The sequence below is a fragment of the Pseudomonas sp. lyk4-R2A-10 genome, assembly GCF_030209075.1.
Taxonomy (GTDB): Bacteria; Pseudomonadota; Gammaproteobacteria; order Pseudomonadales; family Pseudomonadaceae; genus Aquipseudomonas; species Aquipseudomonas glycinae.
Genome location: NZ_JARVSR010000011.1, coordinates 84,583 through 105,859, shown reverse-complemented (window position 1 = coordinate 105,859; position 21,277 = coordinate 84,583). Strand labels below are relative to the sequence as shown.

At 58.6% G+C, this 21,277-nt stretch carries 18 protein-coding genes and 2 tRNA genes; 1 reads left to right on the top strand and 19 read right to left on the bottom strand.

Annotated features, from left to right (window positions below; genetic code table 11):
- Positions 1–32 precede the first annotated feature (32 nt).
- The 15 genes from pnp to rlmE form a co-directional block, all read right to left on the bottom strand.
- Complete coding sequence (gene pnp, locus QRN46_RS17580; RefSeq protein WP_011332410.1) at positions 33–2,138, bottom strand: polyribonucleotide nucleotidyltransferase; 2,106 nt, start codon at positions 2,136–2,138, stop codon at positions 33–35.
- A gap of 194 nt (positions 2,139–2,332) precedes the next feature.
- Entirely contained in the window at positions 2,333–2,602 is a 270-nt protein-coding gene (gene rpsO / locus QRN46_RS17575; RefSeq protein ID WP_011332409.1) for a 30S ribosomal protein S15, read from the bottom strand.
- A 141-nt stretch (positions 2,603–2,743) separates the two neighbouring features.
- Complete coding sequence (gene truB / locus QRN46_RS17570; protein WP_221615029.1) at positions 2,744–3,661, bottom strand: tRNA pseudouridine(55) synthase TruB; 918 nt, start codon at positions 3,659–3,661, stop codon at positions 2,744–2,746.
- A gap of 4 nt (positions 3,662–3,665) precedes the next feature.
- Complete coding sequence (gene rbfA / locus QRN46_RS17565; protein WP_007953741.1) at positions 3,666–4,067, bottom strand: 30S ribosome-binding factor RbfA; 402 nt, start codon at positions 4,065–4,067, stop codon at positions 3,666–3,668.
- Between the two features lie 159 nt (positions 4,068–4,226).
- Positions 4,227–6,743 carry a translation initiation factor IF-2 gene (gene infB / locus QRN46_RS17560; protein ID WP_007953742.1) on the bottom strand — a complete coding sequence of 839 codons (2,517 nt, stop codon included), beginning with the start codon at positions 6,741–6,743 and terminating at the stop codon, positions 4,227–4,229.
- A 27-nt stretch (positions 6,744–6,770) separates the two neighbouring features.
- Positions 6,771–8,252, bottom strand: a complete 1,482-nt coding sequence (gene nusA, locus QRN46_RS17555; protein WP_003221546.1) for a transcription termination factor NusA — start codon at positions 8,250–8,252, stop codon at positions 6,771–6,773.
- A gap of 47 nt (positions 8,253–8,299) precedes the next feature.
- Entirely contained in the window at positions 8,300–8,758 is a 459-nt protein-coding gene (gene rimP, locus QRN46_RS17550; RefSeq protein ID WP_041475500.1) for a ribosome maturation factor RimP, read from the bottom strand.
- A 138-nt stretch (positions 8,759–8,896) separates the two neighbouring features.
- A tRNA-Met gene (locus QRN46_RS17545) sits at positions 8,897–8,973 on the bottom strand.
- A 97-nt stretch (positions 8,974–9,070) separates the two neighbouring features.
- A tRNA-Leu gene (locus QRN46_RS17540) sits at positions 9,071–9,156 on the bottom strand.
- Between the two features lie 22 nt (positions 9,157–9,178).
- Complete coding sequence (secG, locus tag QRN46_RS17535) at positions 9,179–9,562, bottom strand: preprotein translocase subunit SecG (protein WP_011332406.1); 384 nt, start codon at positions 9,560–9,562, stop codon at positions 9,179–9,181.
- Between the two features lie 4 nt (positions 9,563–9,566).
- Entirely contained in the window at positions 9,567–10,322 is a 756-nt protein-coding gene (gene tpiA / locus QRN46_RS17530) for a triose-phosphate isomerase (protein ID WP_007953744.1), read from the bottom strand.
- A 65-nt stretch (positions 10,323–10,387) separates the two neighbouring features.
- The gene (gene glmM, locus QRN46_RS17525) at positions 10,388–11,725 is read right to left on the bottom strand and encodes a phosphoglucosamine mutase (protein ID WP_285356224.1); all 1,338 of its coding nucleotides are present in this window, start codon (positions 11,723–11,725) and stop codon (positions 10,388–10,390) included.
- Between the two features lie 16 nt (positions 11,726–11,741).
- On the bottom strand, positions 11,742–12,593 hold the full coding sequence (folP, locus tag QRN46_RS17520; protein ID WP_201818983.1) for a dihydropteroate synthase: 852 nt from the start codon (positions 12,591–12,593) through the stop codon (positions 11,742–11,744).
- An 8-nt stretch (positions 12,594–12,601) separates the two neighbouring features.
- On the bottom strand, positions 12,602–14,509 hold the full coding sequence (gene ftsH, locus QRN46_RS17515; RefSeq protein ID WP_285356218.1) for an ATP-dependent zinc metalloprotease FtsH: 1,908 nt from the start codon (positions 14,507–14,509) through the stop codon (positions 12,602–12,604).
- A 202-nt stretch (positions 14,510–14,711) separates the two neighbouring features.
- Positions 14,712–15,341 (bottom strand): 23S rRNA (uridine(2552)-2'-O)-methyltransferase RlmE, encoded by a 630-nt coding sequence (gene rlmE / locus QRN46_RS17510; RefSeq protein WP_011332402.1) that lies wholly within the window; start codon positions 15,339–15,341, stop codon positions 14,712–14,714.
- Positions 15,342–15,442: 101 nt separating this feature from the next.
- Between rlmE and QRN46_RS17505 the strand changes: the two genes are divergently transcribed.
- A complete protein-coding gene (locus tag QRN46_RS17505) occupies positions 15,443–15,751 on the top strand; it encodes a YhbY family RNA-binding protein (protein WP_011332401.1) in 309 nt (102 codons plus the stop codon).
- A gap of 9 nt (positions 15,752–15,760) precedes the next feature.
- Here the strand turns inward: QRN46_RS17505 and QRN46_RS17500 are convergent, their stop codons facing one another.
- The 4 genes from QRN46_RS17500 to carA form a co-directional block, all read right to left on the bottom strand.
- Positions 15,761–16,165 carry a hypothetical protein gene (locus tag QRN46_RS17500; RefSeq protein ID WP_064382589.1) on the bottom strand — a complete coding sequence of 135 codons (405 nt, stop codon included), beginning with the start codon at positions 16,163–16,165 and terminating at the stop codon, positions 15,761–15,763.
- Between the two features lie 28 nt (positions 16,166–16,193).
- A complete protein-coding gene (gene greA, locus QRN46_RS17495) occupies positions 16,194–16,670 on the bottom strand; it encodes a transcription elongation factor GreA (RefSeq protein ID WP_007953757.1) in 477 nt (158 codons plus the stop codon).
- On the bottom strand, positions 16,667–19,888 hold the full coding sequence (gene carB / locus QRN46_RS17490) for a carbamoyl-phosphate synthase large subunit (RefSeq protein ID WP_039769162.1): 3,222 nt from the start codon (positions 19,886–19,888) through the stop codon (positions 16,667–16,669). The genes greA and carB overlap by 4 nt, the downstream gene beginning before the upstream one ends.
- Before the next feature lie 125 nt (positions 19,889–20,013).
- Entirely contained in the window at positions 20,014–21,150 is a 1,137-nt protein-coding gene (gene carA, locus QRN46_RS17485) for a glutamine-hydrolyzing carbamoyl-phosphate synthase small subunit (protein WP_041475137.1), read from the bottom strand.
- Positions 21,151–21,277 lie beyond the last annotated feature (127 nt).

Here is a 21,277-nt window from a genome sequence, read left to right as displayed (position 1 = left end):
GCATCTTTCATTGCGCTAGAGCTGCGGGGTGATTAAACGCCCGAAGCCTTGGCAGCTGCCACGTCTTTGATGGACAGCTTGATACGACCGCGGTTGTCCACGTCCAGTACCAGCACTTCCACTTCCTGGCCTTCTTTCAGGATATCGGTCACTTTCTCTACGCGAGCGTCGCTCAGCATCGAGATGTGAACCAGACCGTCCTTGCCCGGCAGGATGTTGACGAATGCGCCGAAGTCGACGATGCGCTCAACCTTGCCGACGTAGATCTTGCCGATCTCGGCCTCAGCGGTGATACCCAGAACGCGCTGACGTGCTGCTTCAGCCGCTTCCTTGGTTTCGCCGAAGATCTTGATCGAGCCGTCGTCTTCGATATCGATCGAAGCCTTGGTTTCTTCGCAGATCGCACGGATGGTCGCGCCGCCCTTACCGATAACGTCACGGATCTTGTCGGTGTCGATCTTCATCGCGATCATGGTCGGAGCGTTGGCCGACAGTTCGGTACGCGACTGGCCGATGATCTGGTTCATCTGGCCGAGGATGTTCAGGCGCGCTTCCAGGGCTTGGCCCAGAGCGATTTCCATGATCTCTTCGGTGATGCCCTTGATCTTGATGTCCATCTGCAGCGCGGTCACACCTTTGGCGGTACCGGCTACCTTGAAGTCCATGTCGCCCAAGTGGTCTTCGTCGCCCAGGATGTCGGTCAGGACGGCGAACTTCTCGCCTTCTTTAACCAGACCCATGGCGATACCGGCAACCGGTGCCTTCATCGGAACACCCGCGTCCATCAGGGCCAGGGAAGCGCCGCAAACGGAAGCCATCGAGCTCGAACCGTTGGATTCGGTGATTTCCGATACCACACGGATGGTGTACGGGAACACGTCAGCGGCAGGCAGCATGGCCGAAACCGAACGACGGGCCAGACGGCCGTGACCGATTTCGCGACGACCGGCGCCACCCATGCGACCACACTCGCCCACCGAGAACGGAGGGAAGTTGTAGTGCAGCATGAACGGATCTTTTTTCTCGCCTTCCAGGGTGTCCAGCAGCTGTGCGTCACGGGCGGTGCCCAGCGTCGCGACGACCAGAGCCTGGGTTTCGCCACGGGTGAACAGTGCCGAACCGTGAGTCTTCGGCAGAACGCCGACTTCGATGTTCAGCGGACGTACGGTGCGGGTGTCGCGACCGTCGATACGTGGCTTGCCGTTAACGATGTTTTCGCGAACGGTGCGGTATTCGATTTCACCGAAAGCGGCTTTGACGTCGGCAGCCGAAGGCTGGCCTTCTTCACCGGACAGCTTGGCCACAACCTGGTCACGCAGCTCGCCCAGACGCGCATAACGGTCGGCCTTGATGGTGATGGTGTAAGCCTGGGAGATCGCTTCGCCGAACTCGGAACGGATAGCGGCCAGCAACTCGGTGGCTTCTGGAGCAGGTGCCCAGGTCCAGGTTGGCTTGGCTGCTTCGGCAGCCAGTTCTTTAACGGCGTTGATGACGACCTGGAACTCGTCGTGAGCAAACAGTACCGCGCCCAGCATCTGGTCTTCGGTCAGCTCTTTGGCTTCCGATTCAACCATCAGCACAGCGTCCGAAGTACCGGCAACAACCATGTCCAGGCTCGAAGCAGCTTGCTGCTCGTAAGTCGGGTTCAGCAGGTAGCCGGTGCTTTCGTGGAAAGCCACGCGAGCGGCGCCGATCGGGCCATCGAACGGAATGCCGGAGATCGCCAGGGCAGCCGAGGTACCGATCATCGCAGCGATGTCCGGATCGGTCTTTTTGCTGGTGGAAACGACGGTGCAGACAACCTGCACTTCGTTCATGAAACCTTCCGGGAACAGCGGACGGATCGGACGGTCGATCAGTCGGGAAGTCAGGGTTTCTTTCTCGGAAGGACGGCCTTCACGCTTGAAGAAACCGCCAGGGATCTTACCGGCAGCGTAAGTCTTTTCCTGGTAGTGAACGGACAGAGGGAAGAAGCCCTTGCCCGGATCGGCTTGCTTGGCACCGACTACGGTCACCAATACGCTGACGTCGTCGTCAACGGTGACCAATACTGCGCCGGAGGCCTGACGGGCGATACGGCCAGTCTCGAGGGTAACGGTCGACTGACCGAACTGGAATTTTTTGATTACCGGGTTCACGGTGTCCTACCTTCTTTGTGGCTCTTGGGGGAACTGGTTTCTTGCGAAATTCTTGGGCAATGCCGGGAATCGGCCCGACGCCTGTCCAGGGTAAAACGTGTATCCAGATAAAACTTGAGGCTGGGAGCCTGCCGGACGCCGGCGGAAACCCGCTGACGTCTGACAGACAACCAACCTCATAGCGCAATCGCTGATTAGCGACGCAGACCCAGGCGAGCGATCAGAGCGCTGTAACGGCTCACGTCCTTGCCTTTCAGGTAGTCCAGCAGCTTGCGACGCTGGTTAACCATGCGGATCAGACCACGACGGGAGTGGTGGTCTTTACCGTTGGCCTTGAAGTGACCTTGCAGTTTGTTGATGTTGGCGGTCAGCAGTGCAACTTGCACTTCTGGCGAACCAGTGTCACCAACAGCTTGCTGGTAGTCGGCAACGATTTGAGCTTTTTCTTGAACGTCGAGAGCCATGAGGCAATCCTTTTATCAGGAAACTGTTTCAAAAACAGTTTCAACAGGCCAGGGACAAATCCCTGTATCTATAAATGAGTAGTGACCGTGCCTGTTGACAGCCACACTCGCCGGCCTGCTGTTACACAGACCGGTTTCCGGTCATTCTGACCGAATCAGTCGACGCGGCGCGATGCGCCCGTCTTCGCTCACTTCACCGATACCGATGAAGCGACCGTTGTGATCCTGTACCCGCACCATGCCGAACTTCGGAGCATCCGGGGCACGTACCGGCTGGCCGTTGAGCCAGTAGAACGCGCTCGCTTCCGAGAACTGCAACAACGGCCAATCCTGCAGGCCACTGTCCGATGGCATCAGGAAGCGATCGACCGCTTCGTTGCCGCCTTCGGCATGTACCGCTTCCAGCTCTTCGAGAGTCACGGTCTGCGCCAGGGTGAAAGGCCCGGCCTGGGTACGACGCAGTTCAGCGACGTACGCACCACAACCGAGTTGCTCACCGATATCCTCCACCAAGGTGCGAATATAGGTGCCCTTGCTGCAATCCACCGCAAGACGCGCAGTATCGCCTTCGAAGGCCAGCAATTCCAAGCGCGCAATAGTAACAGAACGCGGTTCGCGCTCCACTACTTCGCCTGCACGGGCCAACTTGTACAGGGGCTGGCCATCACGCTTGAGAGCCGAGTACATCGGCGGTATCTGACTGATTTGCCCACGAAATTTCGGCAGAACCGCTTCAACGTCGGCCTGACCAACGGTCACCGGACGCTCCTGCAAAACCTCACCTTCGGCGTCCGCCGTGGTGGTGGTCTTGCCCAGTTGCGCCAGGGTTTCGTAACCCTTGTCGGAATCGAGCAGGTACTGCGAGAACTTGGTCGCCTCGCCAAAGCACAACGGCAGCACGCCAGTAGCCAGTGGGTCGAGACTGCCGGTGTGACCGGCCTTCTCGGCGTTGAGCAGCCAGCGAACCTTCTGCAACGCGGCGTTGGAGGTGAACCCCAGCGGCTTGTCGAGCAGGATGATGCCGCTGACATTACGACGGATACGTTTGACCTGAGCCACCGAGTTACTCCTTGGTGTCTTCGGGTTCTGCCGCAGCCACGTGCTGATTGTCCTCAGCCACGGCGCGCTCGATCAGGGCCGACAGGTGCGCACCCCGCACGACGCTTTCGTCGTAGTGGAAGTGTAATTGCGGCACGCTGCGCAGCTTCATTTCGCGGGCGAGCTGCATGCGCAGGAAACCGGCGGCAGCGTTGAGCACCTTGATGCTTTGCGCGATGTCTTCGGCGTTGTCCTGCCCCATCACGGTGATGAAGATCTTCGCGTGACCGACGTCACGGCTGACTTCCACAGCGGTAATGGTGACCAGGCCGACGCGCGGGTCTTTGACTTCACGACGGATCAGCTGGGCCAGCTCACGCTGCATCTGATCGCCGATACGTTGGGTACGGCTGTATTCTTTTGCCATGATTTGTTACCTGTTACTGCCCTGCGGTGAAACCCGCAAGGTCTGAAAGCGGCAAACGCCCGGCCTGACAAAAGCCAGACCGGGCGTTGCGTTTAGAGTCCTGACGCCGTGCCGCGCACTTGCATGCGGCGGCCCGACGTGGCCCTTGAAGTGCGCGAGTCAGAGGCTGCGAGCAACCTGAACCTTCTCGAAGACTTCGATCTTGTCGCCGACTTTGACGTCGTTGTAGCTCTTCACGCCGATACCGCACTCCATGCCGGCACGTACTTCGGAAGCGTCATCCTTGAAGCGGCGCAGGGATTCCAGCTCGCCTTCGAAGATAACGATGTCTTCACGCAGTACACGGATCGGACGGTTACGGTGGACAGTACCCTCGATCACCATGCAGCCGGCGATAGCGCCGAACTTAGGCGAACGGAACACGTCACGGACTTCGGCCACACCGAGGATGTTCTCGCGAACGTCGCTGCCAAGCATACCGGTCAGGGCTTTCTTGACGTCTTCGATGATGTCGTAGATCACGTTGTAGTAACGCATGTCCAGACCTTCCTGCTCGACGATCTTCCGTGCGCCGGCATCGGCACGCACGTTGAAGCCGAACAGTACAGCGTTGGAAGCCAGTGCCAGGTTGGCATCGGACTCGGTGATACCACCGACGCCGCCACCGACCACGCGCACTTGCACTTCGTCGTTGCCCAGGCCGTTCAGAGCACCCTGCAAAGCTTCCAGCGAACCACGGACGTCGGATTTGAGGACGATGTTGAGCGTCTTCTTCTCTTCCTGACCCATGCTTTCGAAGATATTTTCCAGCTTGCCGGCGTGAGCGCGAGCCAGTTTGACTTCGCGGAACTTGCCCTGACGGAACAGAGCCACTTCACGGGCTTTCTTCTCGTCGGCAACCACGCTCATCTCGTCGCCAGCGTCAGGCGTACCGTCCAGGCCGAGGATCTCGACCGGAATGGCCGGGCCCGCTTCCTTGATCGGCTTGCCGTTCTCGTCGAGCATGGCGCGCACGCGGCCATAGTTCGAGCCGACCAGCACCATGTCACCTTGACGCAGCGTACCGTCCTGAACCAGAACAGTCGCCACCGGGCCACGGCCCTTGTCGAGACGAGATTCAACCACGACACCACGGCCAGGAGCCGAAGGCGTGGCGGTCAGTTCGAGAACTTCAGCCTGCAGCAATACAGCTTCGAGCAGTTCGTCGACGCCGGTACCCATCTTCGCGGAAACCGGAACGAATGGAGTGTCGCCACCCCAGTCTTCAGAGGTCACGCCGTGGGCCGACAGTTCGCTACGGATGCGATCGAGATCGGCACCCGGCTTGTCGATCTTGTTCACCGCAACCACCAGCGGAACGCCGGCAGCAACAGCGTGCTGAACCGCTTCGATGGTTTGTGGCATCACGCCGTCGTCCGCCGCAACCACCAGGATCACGATGTCGGTCGCCTTGGCACCACGGGCACGCATGGCGGTAAACGCGGCGTGACCCGGGGTGTCGAGGAAAGTGACCATGCCGCGTTCGGTTTCAACGTGGTATGCACCAATGTGCTGGGTGATACCGCCGGCTTCGCCAGCAGCTACCTTGGCACGACGGATGTAGTCGAGCAGCGAGGTCTTACCGTGGTCAACGTGACCCATTACGGTCACAACCGGCGCACGAGGAACCGCTTCACCTTCGAACTTCAAGGACTCGGCCAGGGAATCTTCCAGGGCGGTGTCGCTGACCAGAGTCACTTTGTGGCCCAGTTCTTCGGCTACCAGTTGAGCAGTTTCCTGATCAAGCACCTGGTTGATGGTCGCTGGAGTACCCAGTTTGAACATGAACTTGATGATTTCGGCAGCCTTGACCGACATCTGCTGGGCGAGATCGCCAACAGTGATGGTTTCGCCGATCTTCACTTCACGCACGACAGGGCCGGTCGGGCTCTGGAAACCGTGGGCGTTGCGTTTCTTCAGCTTGGCCTTGCCGCGACCGCCGCGACGGAAGCCATCGCTTTCTTCGTCGGTCGTGCGTGGCGCCACACGTGGCGCCGGAGCCTTTTCCTTGACCGATGCGCGATGCGGAGCGTTTTTGCGCTCGCCATCACCACCACCACGACGGTTGTTGTCGTCGGCACGTGGTTTGTCCGGGCGGCGCTGCTCGTCACGCTTGCGAGTGTCGGCAGCTGGGGCAGCAGCCACAACCGGCGCGGCTTCGCGCACTGGTTCGGCCACTGGCGCAGGTGCAGCGACGGCTTCGGCAGGAGCGGACGGCGCAGCAGGCTGGCGACGCGCTTCTTCTTCGGCGCGCACGCGGGCTTCTTCTTCAGCCTTCTGACGGGCAGCATTTTCTACTGCGCGACGTTCATCCAGTTCACGCTTGCGCTCGGCTTCGATTTCTTCCGGGCTACGCTGTACGAAAACTTTCTTCTTGCGGACTTCAACGCTGATGCTTTTGCTGCCAGCCACACGCAGGGTGCTGGTGGTTTTACGCTGCAGCGTGATCTTGCGTGGTTCTTCCACTTTCGCCTTGTGGCTGCTTTTCAAGTGGGTCAGCAGGGATTGCTTCTCACTGTCAGTCACATTTTCTTCGGCGGCGGTGTGCGGCAGACCTGCCTCACGCATCTGCTGCAACAGGCGCTCTACCGGTGTTTTGACCTCATCGGCCAGTTGTTTCACCGTGACTTGCGTCATGCACTTCTCTCCTCAGGCCGCGCCTAATTACTCGAACCAGTGGGCTCGGGCGGCCATGATCAACTTGCCGGCACGATCATCGTCAATGCCGTCGATGTCGAGCAGGTCGTCAATAGACTGCTCGGCCAGGTCTTCGCGGGTAATTACGCCGCGCACCGCCAGTTCCATCGCCAAATCCTTGTCCATACCCTCAAGCGAGAGCAGGTCTTCGGCCGGATGGGCGTCTGCCAGCTTTTCCTCAGTAGCGATGGCTTTGGTCAACAAGCGATCCTTGGCACGAGCGCGAAGCTCGTTGACGATGTCTTCGTCAAAGCCGTCGATGTTGAGCATTTCTTCCAACGGTACGTAGGCAATCTCTTCCAGGCTGGTGAAGCCTTCGTCTACCAGCACCTGAGCCAGTTCTTCGTCGACTTCCAGCTCGTCGATGAAGTTGCGCAGGATGTCGCCGGTTTCCGCTTGCTGCTTAGCCTGGATGTCCGATTCGGTCATCACGTTCAGGGTCCAGCCAGTCAGCTGGCTCGCCAGACGCACGTTCTGACCACCACGACCGATGGCCTGAGCCAGATTGTCTGCGCCAACGGCGATGTCCATGGCATGGGCATCTTCGTCAACGATGATGGCCGCCACTTCTGCCGGCGACATGGCATTGATCACGAACTGAGCCGGATTATCGTCCCAAAGGACGATGTCGACACGCTCGCCACCCAACTCGCCCGACACGGCCTGGACGCGCGAACCGCGCATACCGATGCACGCGCCTTGCGGGTCGATGCGTTTGTCCTTGGAACGGACAGCGATCTTGGCACGCGAACCCGGATCACGGGATGCGGCCATGACTTCGATCAGACCTTCAGCAATTTCCGGCACTTCGATACGGAACAGCTCGATCAGCATTTCCGGCGCGGTACGCGACAGGATCAGCTGAGGACCGCGGTTCTCGGTGCGGATTTCCTTGAGCAGCGCACGCAGACGCACGCCAACACGGAAGGTTTCGCGAGAAATGATGTCTTCACGGGCCAGCAACGCTTCAGCGTTATTACCCAAGTCGACGATCACGTTGTCGCGGGTCACTTTCTTCACGGTGCCGGAGATGATTTCTCCGAGGCGCTCGCGATAAGCGTCAACCACTTGAGCGCGTTCGGCTTCGCGCACTTTCTGCACGATGACCTGCTTGGCGGTCTGCGCAGCGATGCGGCCGAACTCGATGGACTCGATCTTTTCTTCAACGACGTCGCCAACCTTGGCGCCAGGGTGCGTTTCAGCAACCTTGCTCGGCCAGGTTTCGATGGCCGGATCATCGAGATCATTCTCTTCGACGACCGTCCAGCGACGGAATGTTTCGTAGGAACCGGTGTGGCGGTTGATTTCCACACGCAGATCAACTTCGTCTTCAAAACGCTTTTTGGTAGCAGTGGCCAGAGCCAGCTCCAGCGCTTCAAAAATTACGCTTGCCGGTACACCCTTTTCATTGGATACCGACTCAACAACCAGCAGTACTTCTTTGCTCATCGTACGCCTCGCCTTTCGCAAGCCATTGGATCCGCGGGATCCGCGTCTCAGTCAAAACTGGGAATAATGTTGGCCTTGTCGATCATATCGATCGGCAACAGGAACTCATGGTTTTCCACCTGCACCACGACGTCCTGCTCTTCTACACCGCGCAGAAGGCCCTGAAAGTTGCGTCGACCTTCAAAAGGCGAGCGCAGCTTGATCTTCACTTGTTCACCGACATATTTGGCAAACTGCTCAAGAGTGAACAGTGGGCGTTCCATGCCTGGCGAGGAAACTTCAAGGGTGTATTCAACGGAAATCGGATCTTCAACATCCAGCACACCGCTGATCTGACGGCTGACGATGGCGCAATCGTCCACCAGTACGCCGCCTTCCTTATCGATATAAACGCGCAACATTGAGTGGCGACCTTGAGCCGAAAACTCAATACCCCAGCATTCATAGCCTAGGGCCACGACCACCGGGGCCAACAAGGCCTGCAACTCTTCTAGCTTGCTCGACACCTGAACCCCCTCGTGCATGTATGTGCATGCTATGCAAAATAAAAAAATGGGCGAAACGCCCATCCTTGAAACGCCGTCGAACAGCGGCGTTGAAAGTGTCCAGCTAACAAAAAGCCCCTTAAAAGGGGCTCCTTAAACTGGTTGCGGGGGCCGGATTTGAACCGACGACCTTCGGGTTATGAGCCCGACGAGCTACCAGACTGCTCCACCCCGCGACAAAGCTGGGGCGGAAGTATACGACCGATCCCTTATAGGGTCAATGTAACCTTCCACCTGCAAGAAAGCCCGCAACAGCGGGCTCTCCTGACTAATTGGTACCGAGAAGGGGACTCGAACCCCTACACCCTATGGGCACAACCACCTCAAGGTTGCGTGTCTACCAATTCCACCACCTCGGCAATACTACGTTTGAAACCCTTCTTACTTCTGCTCTTGAGCTGGAGGTACGTCAGTCGCTGGAGTAGCCGACTTTTGCTCTTGAAGCACCGGGACATCATCAGAAGCCGGTTGTTGCTTTGGAACTTCCAACACTGCCGGGTTTGGCAAACCTGCTTGAGTCAGCTGATGAGCCTTCTCTTTAGCAAAGTACCCTAACCCCAAGCTGGTTATGAAGAAACCGGCGGCAAGTATAGCAGTAAACTTACTAAGAAAGGTAGAGGAACCTTGGCTTCCGAACACAGTATTTGAAGCACCTGCTCCGAAAGACGCGCCAGCGTCCGCACCTTTACCCTGCTGCAGCAAAACCAGAGCAACTACGCCCAATGCACCCAGCAGATGAAAAACGACTACGACTGTTTCCAGCATTTTTTCAGTTTCCCGCGGCGCGACAAATCGCACCGAACTCATCTGCATTCAGGGAAGCCCCACCAATGAGCCCCCCATCGATATCCGGCATGCCGAACAGTTCGACCGCATTGGCCGCCTTCACGCTGCCGCCGTATAGAAGTCGCACACCTCGTGCCACTTCAGAATTCTCTGCCGCCAACTGCTCACGAATGGCCTTATGCACATCCTGAGCCTGCTGCGGCGTTGCAGTCAGCCCGGTACCAATCGCCCAGACCGGCTCATAAGCAATCACCGCATTGGCAAAAGCACCGACACCCAGCTCCTCGATGATACTGCCCAGCTGACGCCCGACAACCTCAAGAGTCTTTCCGGCTTCGCGCTGCTCCAGGGTCTCCCCTACACACAACACCGGAATCAAGCCACATGCCTGCGCCGCTGCAAACTTGCGATTCAGCATTCCGTCTCGCTCGCCCATGATCTGGCGACGCTCGGAGTGCCCGACAAGCACCAGGGAACAACCTGCATCCACCAACTGACTCGGCGCAATCTCGCCCGTCAAGGCACCTTGCATGGATTCCACCGCAGAATTCTGCGCACCAACCGAAATCGATTTACCTTTCAAGCCATCAATCACTTGATTGATATACAAGCAAGGCGGGAATACCGCGACATCAACACCGCTTGGCAAGGCCAGATGACGAAGGCCGTTGATCAGCTCAGCGACGCTGGCGCGGGTACCGTGCATCTTCCAGTTACCAGCTACCATAGGGCGACGCATGCTGTACCTCGTCGGTCAAAGTGGGCGCAGATGTTACCCAACACAATCATGGCTGGCAAGCCGAATCAGGCAGAAACTTCAGTTACCAGTTTTGCCAGTTCCTCGGCATAGCCACGAACCTGGGATTCGTCCTCGCCTTCGACCATCACACGCACCAGAGGCTCTGTTCCGGACTTGCGCAAAAGCACGCGACCACGACCCGCCATCGCCTGGGTTACGCGAGCGCTCGCTTCCTTGACAGCCGGGTGCTCCAGCGGGCTGTCGCCACCGCCGAAGCGCACGTTGATCAGCACTTGAGGACACTTACGCAGGGCCTGACGAGTTTGCGCCAGACCTTCGTTGCGTGTTTTCAATGCCATCAGCACCTGCAACGCCGCAATGATCGCATCGCCAGTCGTCGTGTGGTTGAAGCAAACGACATGTCCGGAGTTCTCGCCCCCGACCAGCCAATCGCGCTCCAGCAATTCGGCAATCACATAGCGGTCGCCGACATTTGCACGCACAAAAGGAATACCCAGATCCGCCAGAGCCAACTCCAGGCCCAGATTGCTCATCAGCGTACCGACCACACCGCCCTGCAATTTGCCTCGCTCATGCAGATCGCGCGCGATGATGAAAATCAGCTCGTCACCATCGACTATCGCCCCGGTGTGGTCGACCATCAGCACCCGATCACCATCACCGTCGAAGGCGATACCCAGATCCGCATGCTCGGACAACACCGCCGCCTGCAATTGGCCCATGTGCGTGGAGCCACAGTTGTCATTGATGTTCAGACCGTTAGGCTGAGCCGACAGAACAACGACCTCGGCACCCAGCTCACGAAAAACACTCGGCGCTACCTTATAAGTGGCACCGTGTGCGCAGTCGATGACGATCTTCAGGCCGGAGAAACTGGTGCCAGTCGGCACGGAGCTCTTGCAGAACTCGATATAGCGGCCTGACGCATCATTGATGCGCGACACCTTGCCGATCTTGCTCGACTCGACAACGGTCATTGGCGTATCGAGCAGCTCTTCAATCATCAGCTCCAGCTCATCGGGCAACTTGGTGCCCTTGCCGGAGAAAAACTTGATGCCGTTATCGTCATGCGGATTGTGCGATGCACTGATCACGATCCCGGCCTCAGCCTGGAAGGTCCGCGACAGGTAGGCAATAGCTGGAGTCGGCATCGGGCCGAGCAGCATTACATCGGCGCCGGCAGATGTCAGGCCAGCTTCAAGTGCCGATTCGAACATGTAACCGGAAATCCGCGTGTCCTTGCCGACCAGCACCTTGCAGGCGCCCATCTTGCGAAAGGCCATGCCGGCAGCCCAGCCGAGCTTGAGCATGAAGTCCGGAGTGATCGGGTATTCCCCGACACGACCACGAATGCCGTCAGTACCAAAGTATTTCTTGCTCATAAGTGCTCCATCATTCTTATTCGGCTGATTCCACGGCTGCGAGCATTCGCACCACGTCCACCGTTTCCGCCACATCATGGACGCGCAATATACGCGCACCTTTCACCGATGCCAGGGCAGCCAATGCCAGACCACCGTAAAGACGCTCACCTACAGGGCGATTCAACGCATGACCGATCATGCTTTTGCGCGAAACGCCCACTAACAGTGGCCGCCCCAGCGCATGCAGGGCTTCCATATGCTTGAACAAGCTTAGATTGTGCTGCAGGGTTTTGGCGAAGCCGAAGCCCGGATCGAGAACGATCCGCTCGGCCGGAATGCCTGCCACCTCACACCGAGCCATGCGTTCAGCAAGAAACTCACCCACTTCCCGGGTGACATCCTGATAACGCGGATCATCCTGCATGTCGCCAGGCTCGCCGAGCATGTGCATCAGGCACACGGGCAATCCCGTGGCCGCCGCCGCATCAAGCGCGCCATCCCGCCGTAGCGAACGAACGTCGTTGATCAAGCCGGCACCCAAACGCGCTGTTTCGCGCATGACCGCCGGAGTGGACGTATCGACCGATATGACCACATCCAGTTCGCGATTGATCAGCTCGACGACAGGAGCGACGCGCTCCAGCTCCTCCAATGGAGAAACTGCCCGCGCGCCCGGACGGGTCGACTCCCCGCCCACATCGATCAGCGTCGCACCCGCTGCAACCATGGCTTCTGCATGACGCAAGGCAGCATCGTGCTGGCTGTATCGGCCACCGTCGGAAAAGGAATCGGGAGTTACGTTGAGAATGCCCATGACGTGCGTCCGGGCCAAATCAAGAACCCGGTTGCCGCAAGGCAACCGGGTCAGGGACTGTACAGAAGTCATTTCAAACCTTAAACGTCGGCAGCCGGGCCGCCAATCGGTGTTTCCGAACGCTCGCCCTGAATGACAGGCGGCGTGCCAGTACCGGTACCACCCGACCAGTCGCGAGGCTCGCGCGGTGTACGACCGGCCATGATGTCGTCGATCTGCTCGGCATCGATCGTCTCGTACTTCATCAGGGCATCCGCCATGGCATCGAGCTTGTCGCGGTTGTCCGTGAGTATCTGTTTGGCGGTGCCGTAGCACTGATCGATGATGCTGCGCACTTCGGAGTCGATCAGCTTGGCTGTCTCACCTGAGAAGCTGGCATTCTGACCGCCACCGCCGCGACCGAGGAATACTTCACCCTCTTCTTCGGCGTACATCAACGGACCCAGTTTTTCCGACAGACCCCACTTGGTCACCATGTTCCGCGCAATCTGACTCGCACGCATGATGTCGTTGGAAGCACCCGTGGTTACACCGTCAAAGCCCAAAGTCATCTCTTCGGCAATACGGCCGCCGTACAGCGAGCAGATCTGACTGATCAGCGCACGCTTGGACAGGCTGTAGCGATCCTCTTCCGGCAGGAACATGGTCACACCCAACGCACGACCGCGCGGGATGATCGACACCTTGTAGACCGGATCATGCTCGGGCACGACGCGGCCAACAATGGCGTGGCCTGCTTCGTGATAAGCGGTGTTCTGCTTTTCCTTCTCGGACATGACCATGGATTTGCGCTCGGCGCCCATCATGATCTTGTCTTTGGCCAGTTCGAACTCCTTCATTTCGACGATGCGCTTGCCGGCACGGGCAGCAAACAAAGAAGCCTCGTTGACCAGGTTCGCCAGATCGGCACCGGAGAAACCCGGCGTGCCACGTGCGATAACGGCCGGAGCGACATCGTCACCCATTGGCACTTTACGCATGTGAACCTTGAGGATCTGCTCGCGACCACGGATGTCCGGCAAGCCGACCACCACCTGACGGTCGAAACGACCCGGACGCAGCAAAGCAGGGTCCAGCACGTCAGGACGGTTGGTCGCTGCAATGACGATGATGCCGTCATTCATTTCGAAACCGTCCATCTCGACCAGCAACTGGTTGAGAGTCTGTTCGCGCTCGTCGTGACCGCCCCCCATGCCGGCGCCACGATGGCGACCAACGGCGTCGATCTCGTCAATGAAGATGATGCATGGAGCGTGCTTCTTGGCCTGTTCGAACATGTCACGAACGCGGCTCGCACCGACACCGACGAACATTTCGACGAAGTCGGAACCGGAAATGGTGAAGAACGGCACCTTGGCTTCGCCGGCAATCGCCTTGGCCAGCAAGGTTTTACCGGTACCCGGAGGGCCAACCATCAGCACGCCGCGAGGAATGCGGCCGCCCAGGCGCTGGAACTTGCCCGGATCACGGAGGAACTCGACCAGCTCACCCACTTCTTCCTTCGCTTCGTCGCAACCGGCAACGTCAGCCAGGGTGGTTTTCACCTGATCTTCGGACAGCAGACGCGCCTTGCTCTTGCCAAAGCTCATCGGCCCGCCCTTGCCACCCGCACCGCCCTGCATCTGGCGCATGAAGAACATGAACACCGCGATGATCACCAGGATCGGGAAGCTGGCTACCAGAAGCTGGGTCCAGATGCTTTGCTGTTCAGGCTGCTTGCCTTCTACTACAACGTGGTTGTCGACCAGGTCGCCAATCAAGCCATTGTCCTGAATTGCCGGACGAATGGTCTTGAAGCTGTCGCCATCGTTGCGCTTGCCGGTAATCACATAGCCGTCGACGGCCACGCGCTCGACCTTGCCATCCTTGACCTGCTGGATGAAGTCGGAATAGTTGAGGGTCTGCGGCTCGTTAGGGCTGGAGAAGTTGTTCATCACCGTCACCAGGACAGCCGCGATGATCAACCACAGGATCAGATTCTTTGCCATATCGTTCAATTAACTACCCTCTGAAGCAAGCTCCGCTACTGGCGCGCGCTTCGCATGATATTCACCGGCCTAACTTACTACATTACCTACAGCTCTGGCAGGCGCCGTCTGTAACCCTTTGTGAAACACTTTCTACACAATATTCGCTTATGCGCGCGGGGCGAAATATGAAAAACCTATCGCCCCGCCAAAAAACCTCGTTTTACTCGCTACGACCGCGGTAGCCCCAAGCCAGCATGTACTGCTCGCGAGAGCTGCCACGAGAGGAGTCCGGCTTGATCATCTGGATCTTGTCGAACTTCTTGCGAGCATCCTTCAGGTAAGTATCGAACCCTTCGCCCTGAAAAATCTTGATCACGAAATTGCCACCCGGCTTGAGTATCCGTTCCGCCAGATCAAGCGCCAGCTCGCAAAGGAACATGGCTTTTGGCATGTCCACTTCAGGCGTACCACTCATATTGGGGGCCATATCGGAAATCACAAGGTCCACCTGCGAATTACCCACAGCCTCAAGGATCTGAGCGAGCACTGCATCCTCGGTGAAGTCACCCTGGATGAAAGTCACGTCCGGGATGCTGTCCATTTCCAGGATGTCCGAGGCGATCAGTCGCCCCTGACCACCGATCAGCCGGCTGGTGACCTGCGACCAGCCGCCAGGCGCCGCGCCCAGGTCGACGACGTTCATGCCCGGACGGATCAGTTTGTATTTCTCCTGGATCTCCAGAAGCTTGTAACTCGCACGCGAGCGGTAGCCATCCTTCTGCGCTTGCTTCACATAGGGATCATTGACATGTCTTTTCAGCCAACCAAGGCTTGTCTTGGAACGCGCCATTGGGCACCTCGTTGATTAGGGTCGTGATTAATTGGGCGGATCCACGAGCCCTCGGGTAAAATGGCCGCCATTTTACAGAATCCAGACGAAAGGGTCAGATTATGCCGCTCACTCCAGAGCAGAAGAAACAATACAAATCCATTGGTCACCACCTGAAACCGGTTCTGACTGTGGCTGACAACGGTTTGACTGAGGGTGTTTTAGCCGAGCTCGAACGCGCATTGGCAGATCACGAGCTGATCAAGATCAAGCTCAACATCCTCGATCGCGAGGCGCGCCTGGCGTCCGTTGCAGAGCTGTGCAAGGTCGGCAAGGCCGATCTGGTTCAAGTCATCGGCAAGATGGCACTGATTTACCGCAAGAACTTCAGCGTCAACAAGCAGCTGTCGAACGTCCATCGCTTCAAGTGATGGCAAGGGTCATGGGTGTGCTTCGCGCACCCTGCCACTCCATCCCGGCACCGGCTGCAATACCAGCACCAACCCGGAAAAACCCAACACAAGAAAGCTGAACACCTGCCAGCGCTGCGCATCCGGCCAGCCGCCACGCACTGCGACAAACATCGCACACGCATACAACGCCATCAGCAACACTTGCCCGCGAAAATCCCGCCATAGACTGGCAAGGCCCTCGGCCTGTACCAGCACCAAAGCCTGAAATATCACGCACGCGACGGCAAACCCCACCACCGCCACTTCAAACGTACTTGCAACTTCATCGATCAGCAGCGGTGCCAGGCCGATTTGACCCAGCACCGGTCGCAGACCGAGATGTACCAGCCACAGGCCACCGACCCACAACATCTGGGCCAGTTGCCAGAGCATTGCGCCCGCATGCAGCAGGCGCCCACCCTCAGATGTGACGGACTTCGACAATCTCGTACTCGATATCGCCACCTGGCGTTTTCACGACGACCGTATCGCCCTCTTCCTTGGCAATCAAGGCGCGAGCGATCGGCGAGCCGACGGAAATCTTGCCGAGTTTGATGTCCGCCTCATCCTCACCCACGATCTGGTAAGTCACGCTTTCATCAGTCTCGACGTTGGCGATTTCGACGGTAGTGCCGAAAATCACTTTGCCGGTGTGCGGAATGGTCGTCACGTCAATGATCACCGCGTTCTGCAGGCGACCTTCGATGTCACGGATCCGCGCCTCGACCATGCCTTGCTGTTCGCGCGCAGCATGGTATTCAGCGTTTTCTTTCAAATCACCCAACTCGCGGGCCGTACCGATGTCCTGGCTGAGCTTCGGACGAACGACCTTGGTCAGGTGAGCATGCTCTTCTTCCAGGGCCTTGGAGCCCTGGACGGTCATTGGGTATTTATTCATGCCTTCAATCCTGCGTGTAGATCCTGCAAGCGGCGTACGGTCTTCTCGGGACCGAATTTCAGCGCTTCACAGATAGCTTCGCCAGCAGCAATGGTGGTGGTGCAGTAAATCTTGTGCTGCAAGGCGTTACGGCGAATGGAATAGGAATCGGCGATCGACTGGCGGCCTTCGGTGGTGTTGATGATCAAAGTGACTTCGTCATTCTTGATCATGTCGACCACGTGCGGACGCCCCTCGGTCACCTTGTTCACGCGACGCACTTTCAGACCTGCGGCTTCGATCAGCTTGGCAGTGCCGGCAGTGGCGACGACTTCGAAGCCCAAGTTGATCAGATCACGGGCCACGCCTGCAACCAGTGGTTTGTCATCATCGCGCACGCTGATGAATGCGGTACCGCCGGTCGGCAGCACTTCGCTGGCGCCCATCTGGGCTTTGGCGAAGGCTTCGCCGAAGGTGTCGCCGACGCCCATCACTTCACCAGTGGACTTCATCTCTGGGCCGAGGATCGGGTCAACGCCAGGGAATTTGGCGAACGGGAACACCGCCTCTTTCACACTGTAGAAGTTCGGGATGATTTCTTTGGTGAAGCCGATTTCCTTCAGGGTTTTACCGGCCATCACGCGAGCCGCGACCATTGCCAGGGAAATACCGATGCACTTCGACACGAACGGTACGGTACGGGAAGCACGCGGGTTGACTTCGATGACGTAGATGTCTTCGCCTTGCAGCGCCAACTGAACGTTCATCAGGCCGACCACGCCCAGCTCCAGGGCCATTTTCTTGACCTGTTCGCGCATCTCGTCCTGGATGTGTGCCGGCAGCGAGTACGGCGGCAGCGAGCACGCGGAGTCACCGGAGTGAACGCCCGCCTGTTCGATGTGCTGCATGATCGCGCCGATCACTACGTCCTTGCCGTCGCAGACCGCATCCACGTCCATCTCGATGGCGCAGTTGAGGAAGTGGTCGAGCAGCACCGGACTGTCGTTCGACACTTGCACCGCGTCACGCAGGTAACGCTTGAGTTCTTCTTCCTTGTAGACGATTTCCATCGCCCGGCCGCCCAGTACGTAGGACGGACGCACCACCAGCGGGTAACCGATTTTCGCGGCAGCGCGAACGGCTTCGTCTTCGCTGCGCACGGTAGCGTTTGGCGGCTGACGCAGGTTTAGACGCTCGACCATTTGCTGGAAGCGCTCACGGTCTTCGGCACGGTCGATGGCGTCAGGGCTGGTGCCGATGATCGGCACGCCGGCTGCTTCCAGGGCGCGAGCCAGTTTCAGAGGCGTCTGGCCGCCGTACTGGACGATCACGCCTTTCGGCTTCTCGACGCGGCAGATTTCCAGCACGTCTTCCAGGGTCACCGGTTCGAAGTACAGACGGTCGGAAGTGTCGTAGTCAGTGGAAACGGTTTCCGGGTTGCAGTTGACCATGATGGTCTCGTAACCGTCATCGCGCAGCGCCAGTGCCGCGTGAACGCAGCAGTAGTCGAACTCGATGCCCTGACCGATACGGTTCGGGCCACCGCCGAGGATGATGATCTTGTCGCGACCGGACGGCGCGGCTTCGCACTCTTCCTCGTAGGTCGAGTACAGGTAGGCGGTGTCGGTGGCGAACTCGGCCGCGCAGGTGTCGACGCGCTTGTAGACCGGGAACACTTCCAGCTTGTGTCGGTGAGTGCGCAGGTTCTTCTCGGTGACGCCCAGCAGCTTGGCCAGACGCTGGTCGGAGAAACCTTTGCGCTTGAGCTTGTACATCAGATCGCGGTCAATAGCGGACAGACCGAGAGTCTTGACCTTCTCTTCATCCTTGATCAGATCTTCGATCTGCACCAGGAACCACGGATCGATCATGTTCATGCCGAAGATTTCTTCGACGGTCATGCCGGCGCGGAAGGCGTCCGCCACGTACCAGATACGCTCGGCGCCCGGCACGGTCAGTTCGCGCTTGAGCACGCTCATGCTTTCCGGGTTGCTCAGGTCGACTTTCTCGTCCAGGCCGCAAACACCCACTTCCAGACCGCGCAGGGCTTTCTGCAGGGATTCCTGGAAGGTACGGCCGATGGCCATGACTTCACCGACCGACTTCATCTGAGTGGTCAGGCGCGCGTCAGCGTTGGCGAACTTCTCGAAAGCGAAGCGCGGCAGCTTGGTCACGACGTAGTCGATGGACGGCTCGAAGGACGCCGGGGTACGACCGCCAGTGATGTCGTTCTGCAGTTCGTCGAGGGTGTAACCGACCGCCAGCTTGGCCGCGATCTTGGCGATCGGGAAACCGGTGGCTTTCGAGGCCAGAGCCGACGAGCGGGATACACGCGGGTTCATTTCGATCACGACCATGCGGCCGGTGTCCGGGCAGATACCGAACTGAACGTTGGAACCGCCGGTTTCGACGCCGATCTCGCGCAGTACCGCCAGCGAGGCGTTACGCAGGATCTGGTATTCCTTGTCGGTCAGGGTCTGAGCCGGGGCAACGGTGATCGAGTCACCGGTGTGCACGCCCATCGGGTCGAAGTTTTCGATCGAGCAGACGATGATGCAGTTGTCCTTTTTGTCGCGGACAACTTCCATCTCATATTCTTTCCAGCCGATCAGCGATTCGTCGATCAGCAGCTCTTTGGTTGGCGACAGGTCCAGACCACGGGCGCAGATTTCTTCGAACTCTTCACGGTTGTAAGCGATACCGCCACCGGTGCCGCCCATGGTGAAGGACGGACGGATGATGCACGGGAAGCCCAGGCGCTCGAGCACCGCGTTGGCTTCTTCCATGCTGTGGGCGATACCGGAACGCGGGCATTCCAGGCCGATGGCTTTCATCGCCTTGTCGAAACGCGAACGGTCTTCAGCCTTGTCGATGGTGTCGGCGTTGGCACCGATCATCTCAACGCCGAACTTCTCCAGAACGCCTTCGCGCTCCAGGTCCAGGGCGCAGTTCAGAGCAGTCTGGCCGCCCATGGTTGGCAACACGGCATCCGGACGCTCTTTCTCGATGATCTTGGCAACGGTCTGCCATTTGATCGGCTCGATGTAGGTCGCGTCGGCCATGTCCGGGTCGGTCATGATGGTGGCCGGGTTGGAGTTCACCAGGATGACGCGGTAACCCTCTTCGCGCAGGGCTTTACAGGCCTGGGCGCCGGAGTAGTCGAATTCGCAGGCCTGGCCGATAACGATCGGGCCAGCGCCGAGAATCAGGATGCTTTTAATGTCTGTACGTTTTGGCATGGGTTTGTCACTCAAATCCGCAGGTCAGTCGGCAAGCCGTCTTGATCGATTTCTGAAGTCCCGAGGGGGCCGCCGGTTCCGGGGCCGCCCTCAAGGGCTTCTCGCTACAGTCTCAAGGCGAGCGCTTAGCGTCGCTTGGCCATCTCGTTGATGAAGCGGTCAAACAGAGGGGCCACATCGTTCGGGCCCGGGCTCGCCTCAGGGTGACCCTGGAAGCTGAACGCGCTCTTGTCGGTGCGCTCGATGCCTTGCAGGGTGCCGTCGAACAGCGATTTATGGATCGCGCGGACGTTGGCTGGCAGGGTTTCTTCGTCAACCGCGAAACCGTGGTTCTGGCTGGTGATCATCACGACGCCAGTGTCCAGATCCTGCACCGGGTGGTTGGCACCGTGGTGGCCGTGGCCCATTTTCAGGGTCTTGGCGCCGGAGGCCAGAGCCAGCAGCTGGTGACCGAGGCAGATGCCGAAGACTGGAATTTCGGTTTCCAGCACTTCCTTGATCGCTTGGATCGCGTAGTCGCAAGGCTCCGGATCACCAGGACCGTTGGACAGGAACACGCCGTCCGGCTTCAAGGCCAGCACGTCGGCCGCCGGGGTCTGTGCCGGAACGACAGTGACGCGGCAGCCGCGCTCGACCAACATGCGCAGGATGTTGACCTTGACGCCGTAGTCGTAGGCAACCACGTGGTAAGGCAGCTCGGAGGCTTCGATGGTCGCGTGGCTGTCGGTTTTCAGATCCCAGACAGTGGAGCGCCATTCGTATTGGGTCTTGGTGCTGACGACTTTCGCCAGATCCATGCCCTTCAGGCCCGGGAAGCCTTGCGCCGCGGCGATGGCCGCCTCTTCGGAGATGTTGTCGCCGGCCATGATGCAGCCGTTCTGTGCGCCTTTTTCACGCAGGATGCGGGTCAGGCGGCGGGTGTCGATACCGGCGATCGCCACAACATTGTTGGCTTTCAGGTAATCGGACAGGGACATCGTGTTACGCCAGTTGCTCGCTACCAGCGGCAGGTCACGAATGACCAGCCCAGCGGACCAGACGCGATCGGACTCGGCGTCTTCCGGCGTGGTGCCGGTGTTGCCGATGTGCGGGTAAGTCAGGGTAACGATCTGTTGGGCGTAGGAAGGATCGGTAAGGATTTCCTGATAGCCGGTCATTGCGGTGTTGAACACCACCTCACCAACGGTCTGACCGTCGGCTCCAATGGCTTCGCCGCGAAAAATGCTGCCATCAGCAAGGGCGAGTATGGCTGGCTTAGTCAAGAAGACCTCCCGTAAATAACGCATGAAAGGGCAATCGCAGGTTGTAAAAAAGCGGAGTGACGTATGGACACGTCACCCCGCTTCTTCACTGAATTATTCTGCGCGCTTTTAGTGGACACACTAAAGC

Excerpts from the sequence above, each read along its gene's own strand:
- rpsO (WP_011332409.1), bottom strand. The coding sequence starts at position 2,602 with ATGGCTCTCGACGTTCAAGAAAAAGCTCAAATCGTTGCCGACTACCAG.
- rbfA (WP_007953741.1), bottom strand. The coding sequence starts at position 4,067 with ATGGCAAAAGAATACAGCCGTACCCAACGTATCGGCGATCAGATGCAG.
- infB (WP_007953742.1), bottom strand. The coding sequence starts at position 6,743 with ATGACGCAAGTCACGGTGAAACAACTGGCCGATGAGGTCAAAACACCG.
- nusA (WP_003221546.1), bottom strand. The coding sequence starts at position 8,252 with ATGAGCAAAGAAGTACTGCTGGTTGTTGAGTCGGTATCCAATGAAAAG.
- secG (WP_011332406.1), bottom strand. The coding sequence starts at position 9,562 with ATGCTGGAAACAGTCGTAGTCGTTTTTCATCTGCTGGGTGCATTGGGC.
- tpiA (WP_007953744.1), bottom strand. The coding sequence starts at position 10,322 with ATGCGTCGCCCTATGGTAGCTGGTAACTGGAAGATGCACGGTACCCGC.
- glmM (WP_285356224.1), bottom strand. The coding sequence starts at position 11,725 with ATGAGCAAGAAATACTTTGGTACTGACGGCATTCGTGGTCGTGTCGGG.
- folP (WP_201818983.1), bottom strand. The coding sequence starts at position 12,593 with ATGACTTCTGTACAGTCCCTGACCCGGTTGCCTTGCGGCAACCGGGTT.
- ftsH (WP_285356218.1), bottom strand. The coding sequence starts at position 14,509 with ATGGCAAAGAATCTGATCCTGTGGTTGATCATCGCGGCTGTCCTGGTG.
- rlmE (WP_011332402.1), bottom strand. The coding sequence starts at position 15,341 with ATGGCGCGTTCCAAGACAAGCCTTGGTTGGCTGAAAAGACATGTCAAT.
- QRN46_RS17505 (WP_011332401.1), top strand. The coding sequence starts at position 15,443 with ATGCCGCTCACTCCAGAGCAGAAGAAACAATACAAATCCATTGGTCAC.
- QRN46_RS17500 (WP_064382589.1), bottom strand. The coding sequence starts at position 16,165 with ATGCTCTGGCAACTGGCCCAGATGTTGTGGGTCGGTGGCCTGTGGCTG.
- greA (WP_007953757.1), bottom strand. The coding sequence starts at position 16,670 with ATGAATAAATACCCAATGACCGTCCAGGGCTCCAAGGCCCTGGAAGAA.
- carB (WP_039769162.1), bottom strand. The coding sequence starts at position 19,888 with ATGCCAAAACGTACAGACATTAAAAGCATCCTGATTCTCGGCGCTGGC.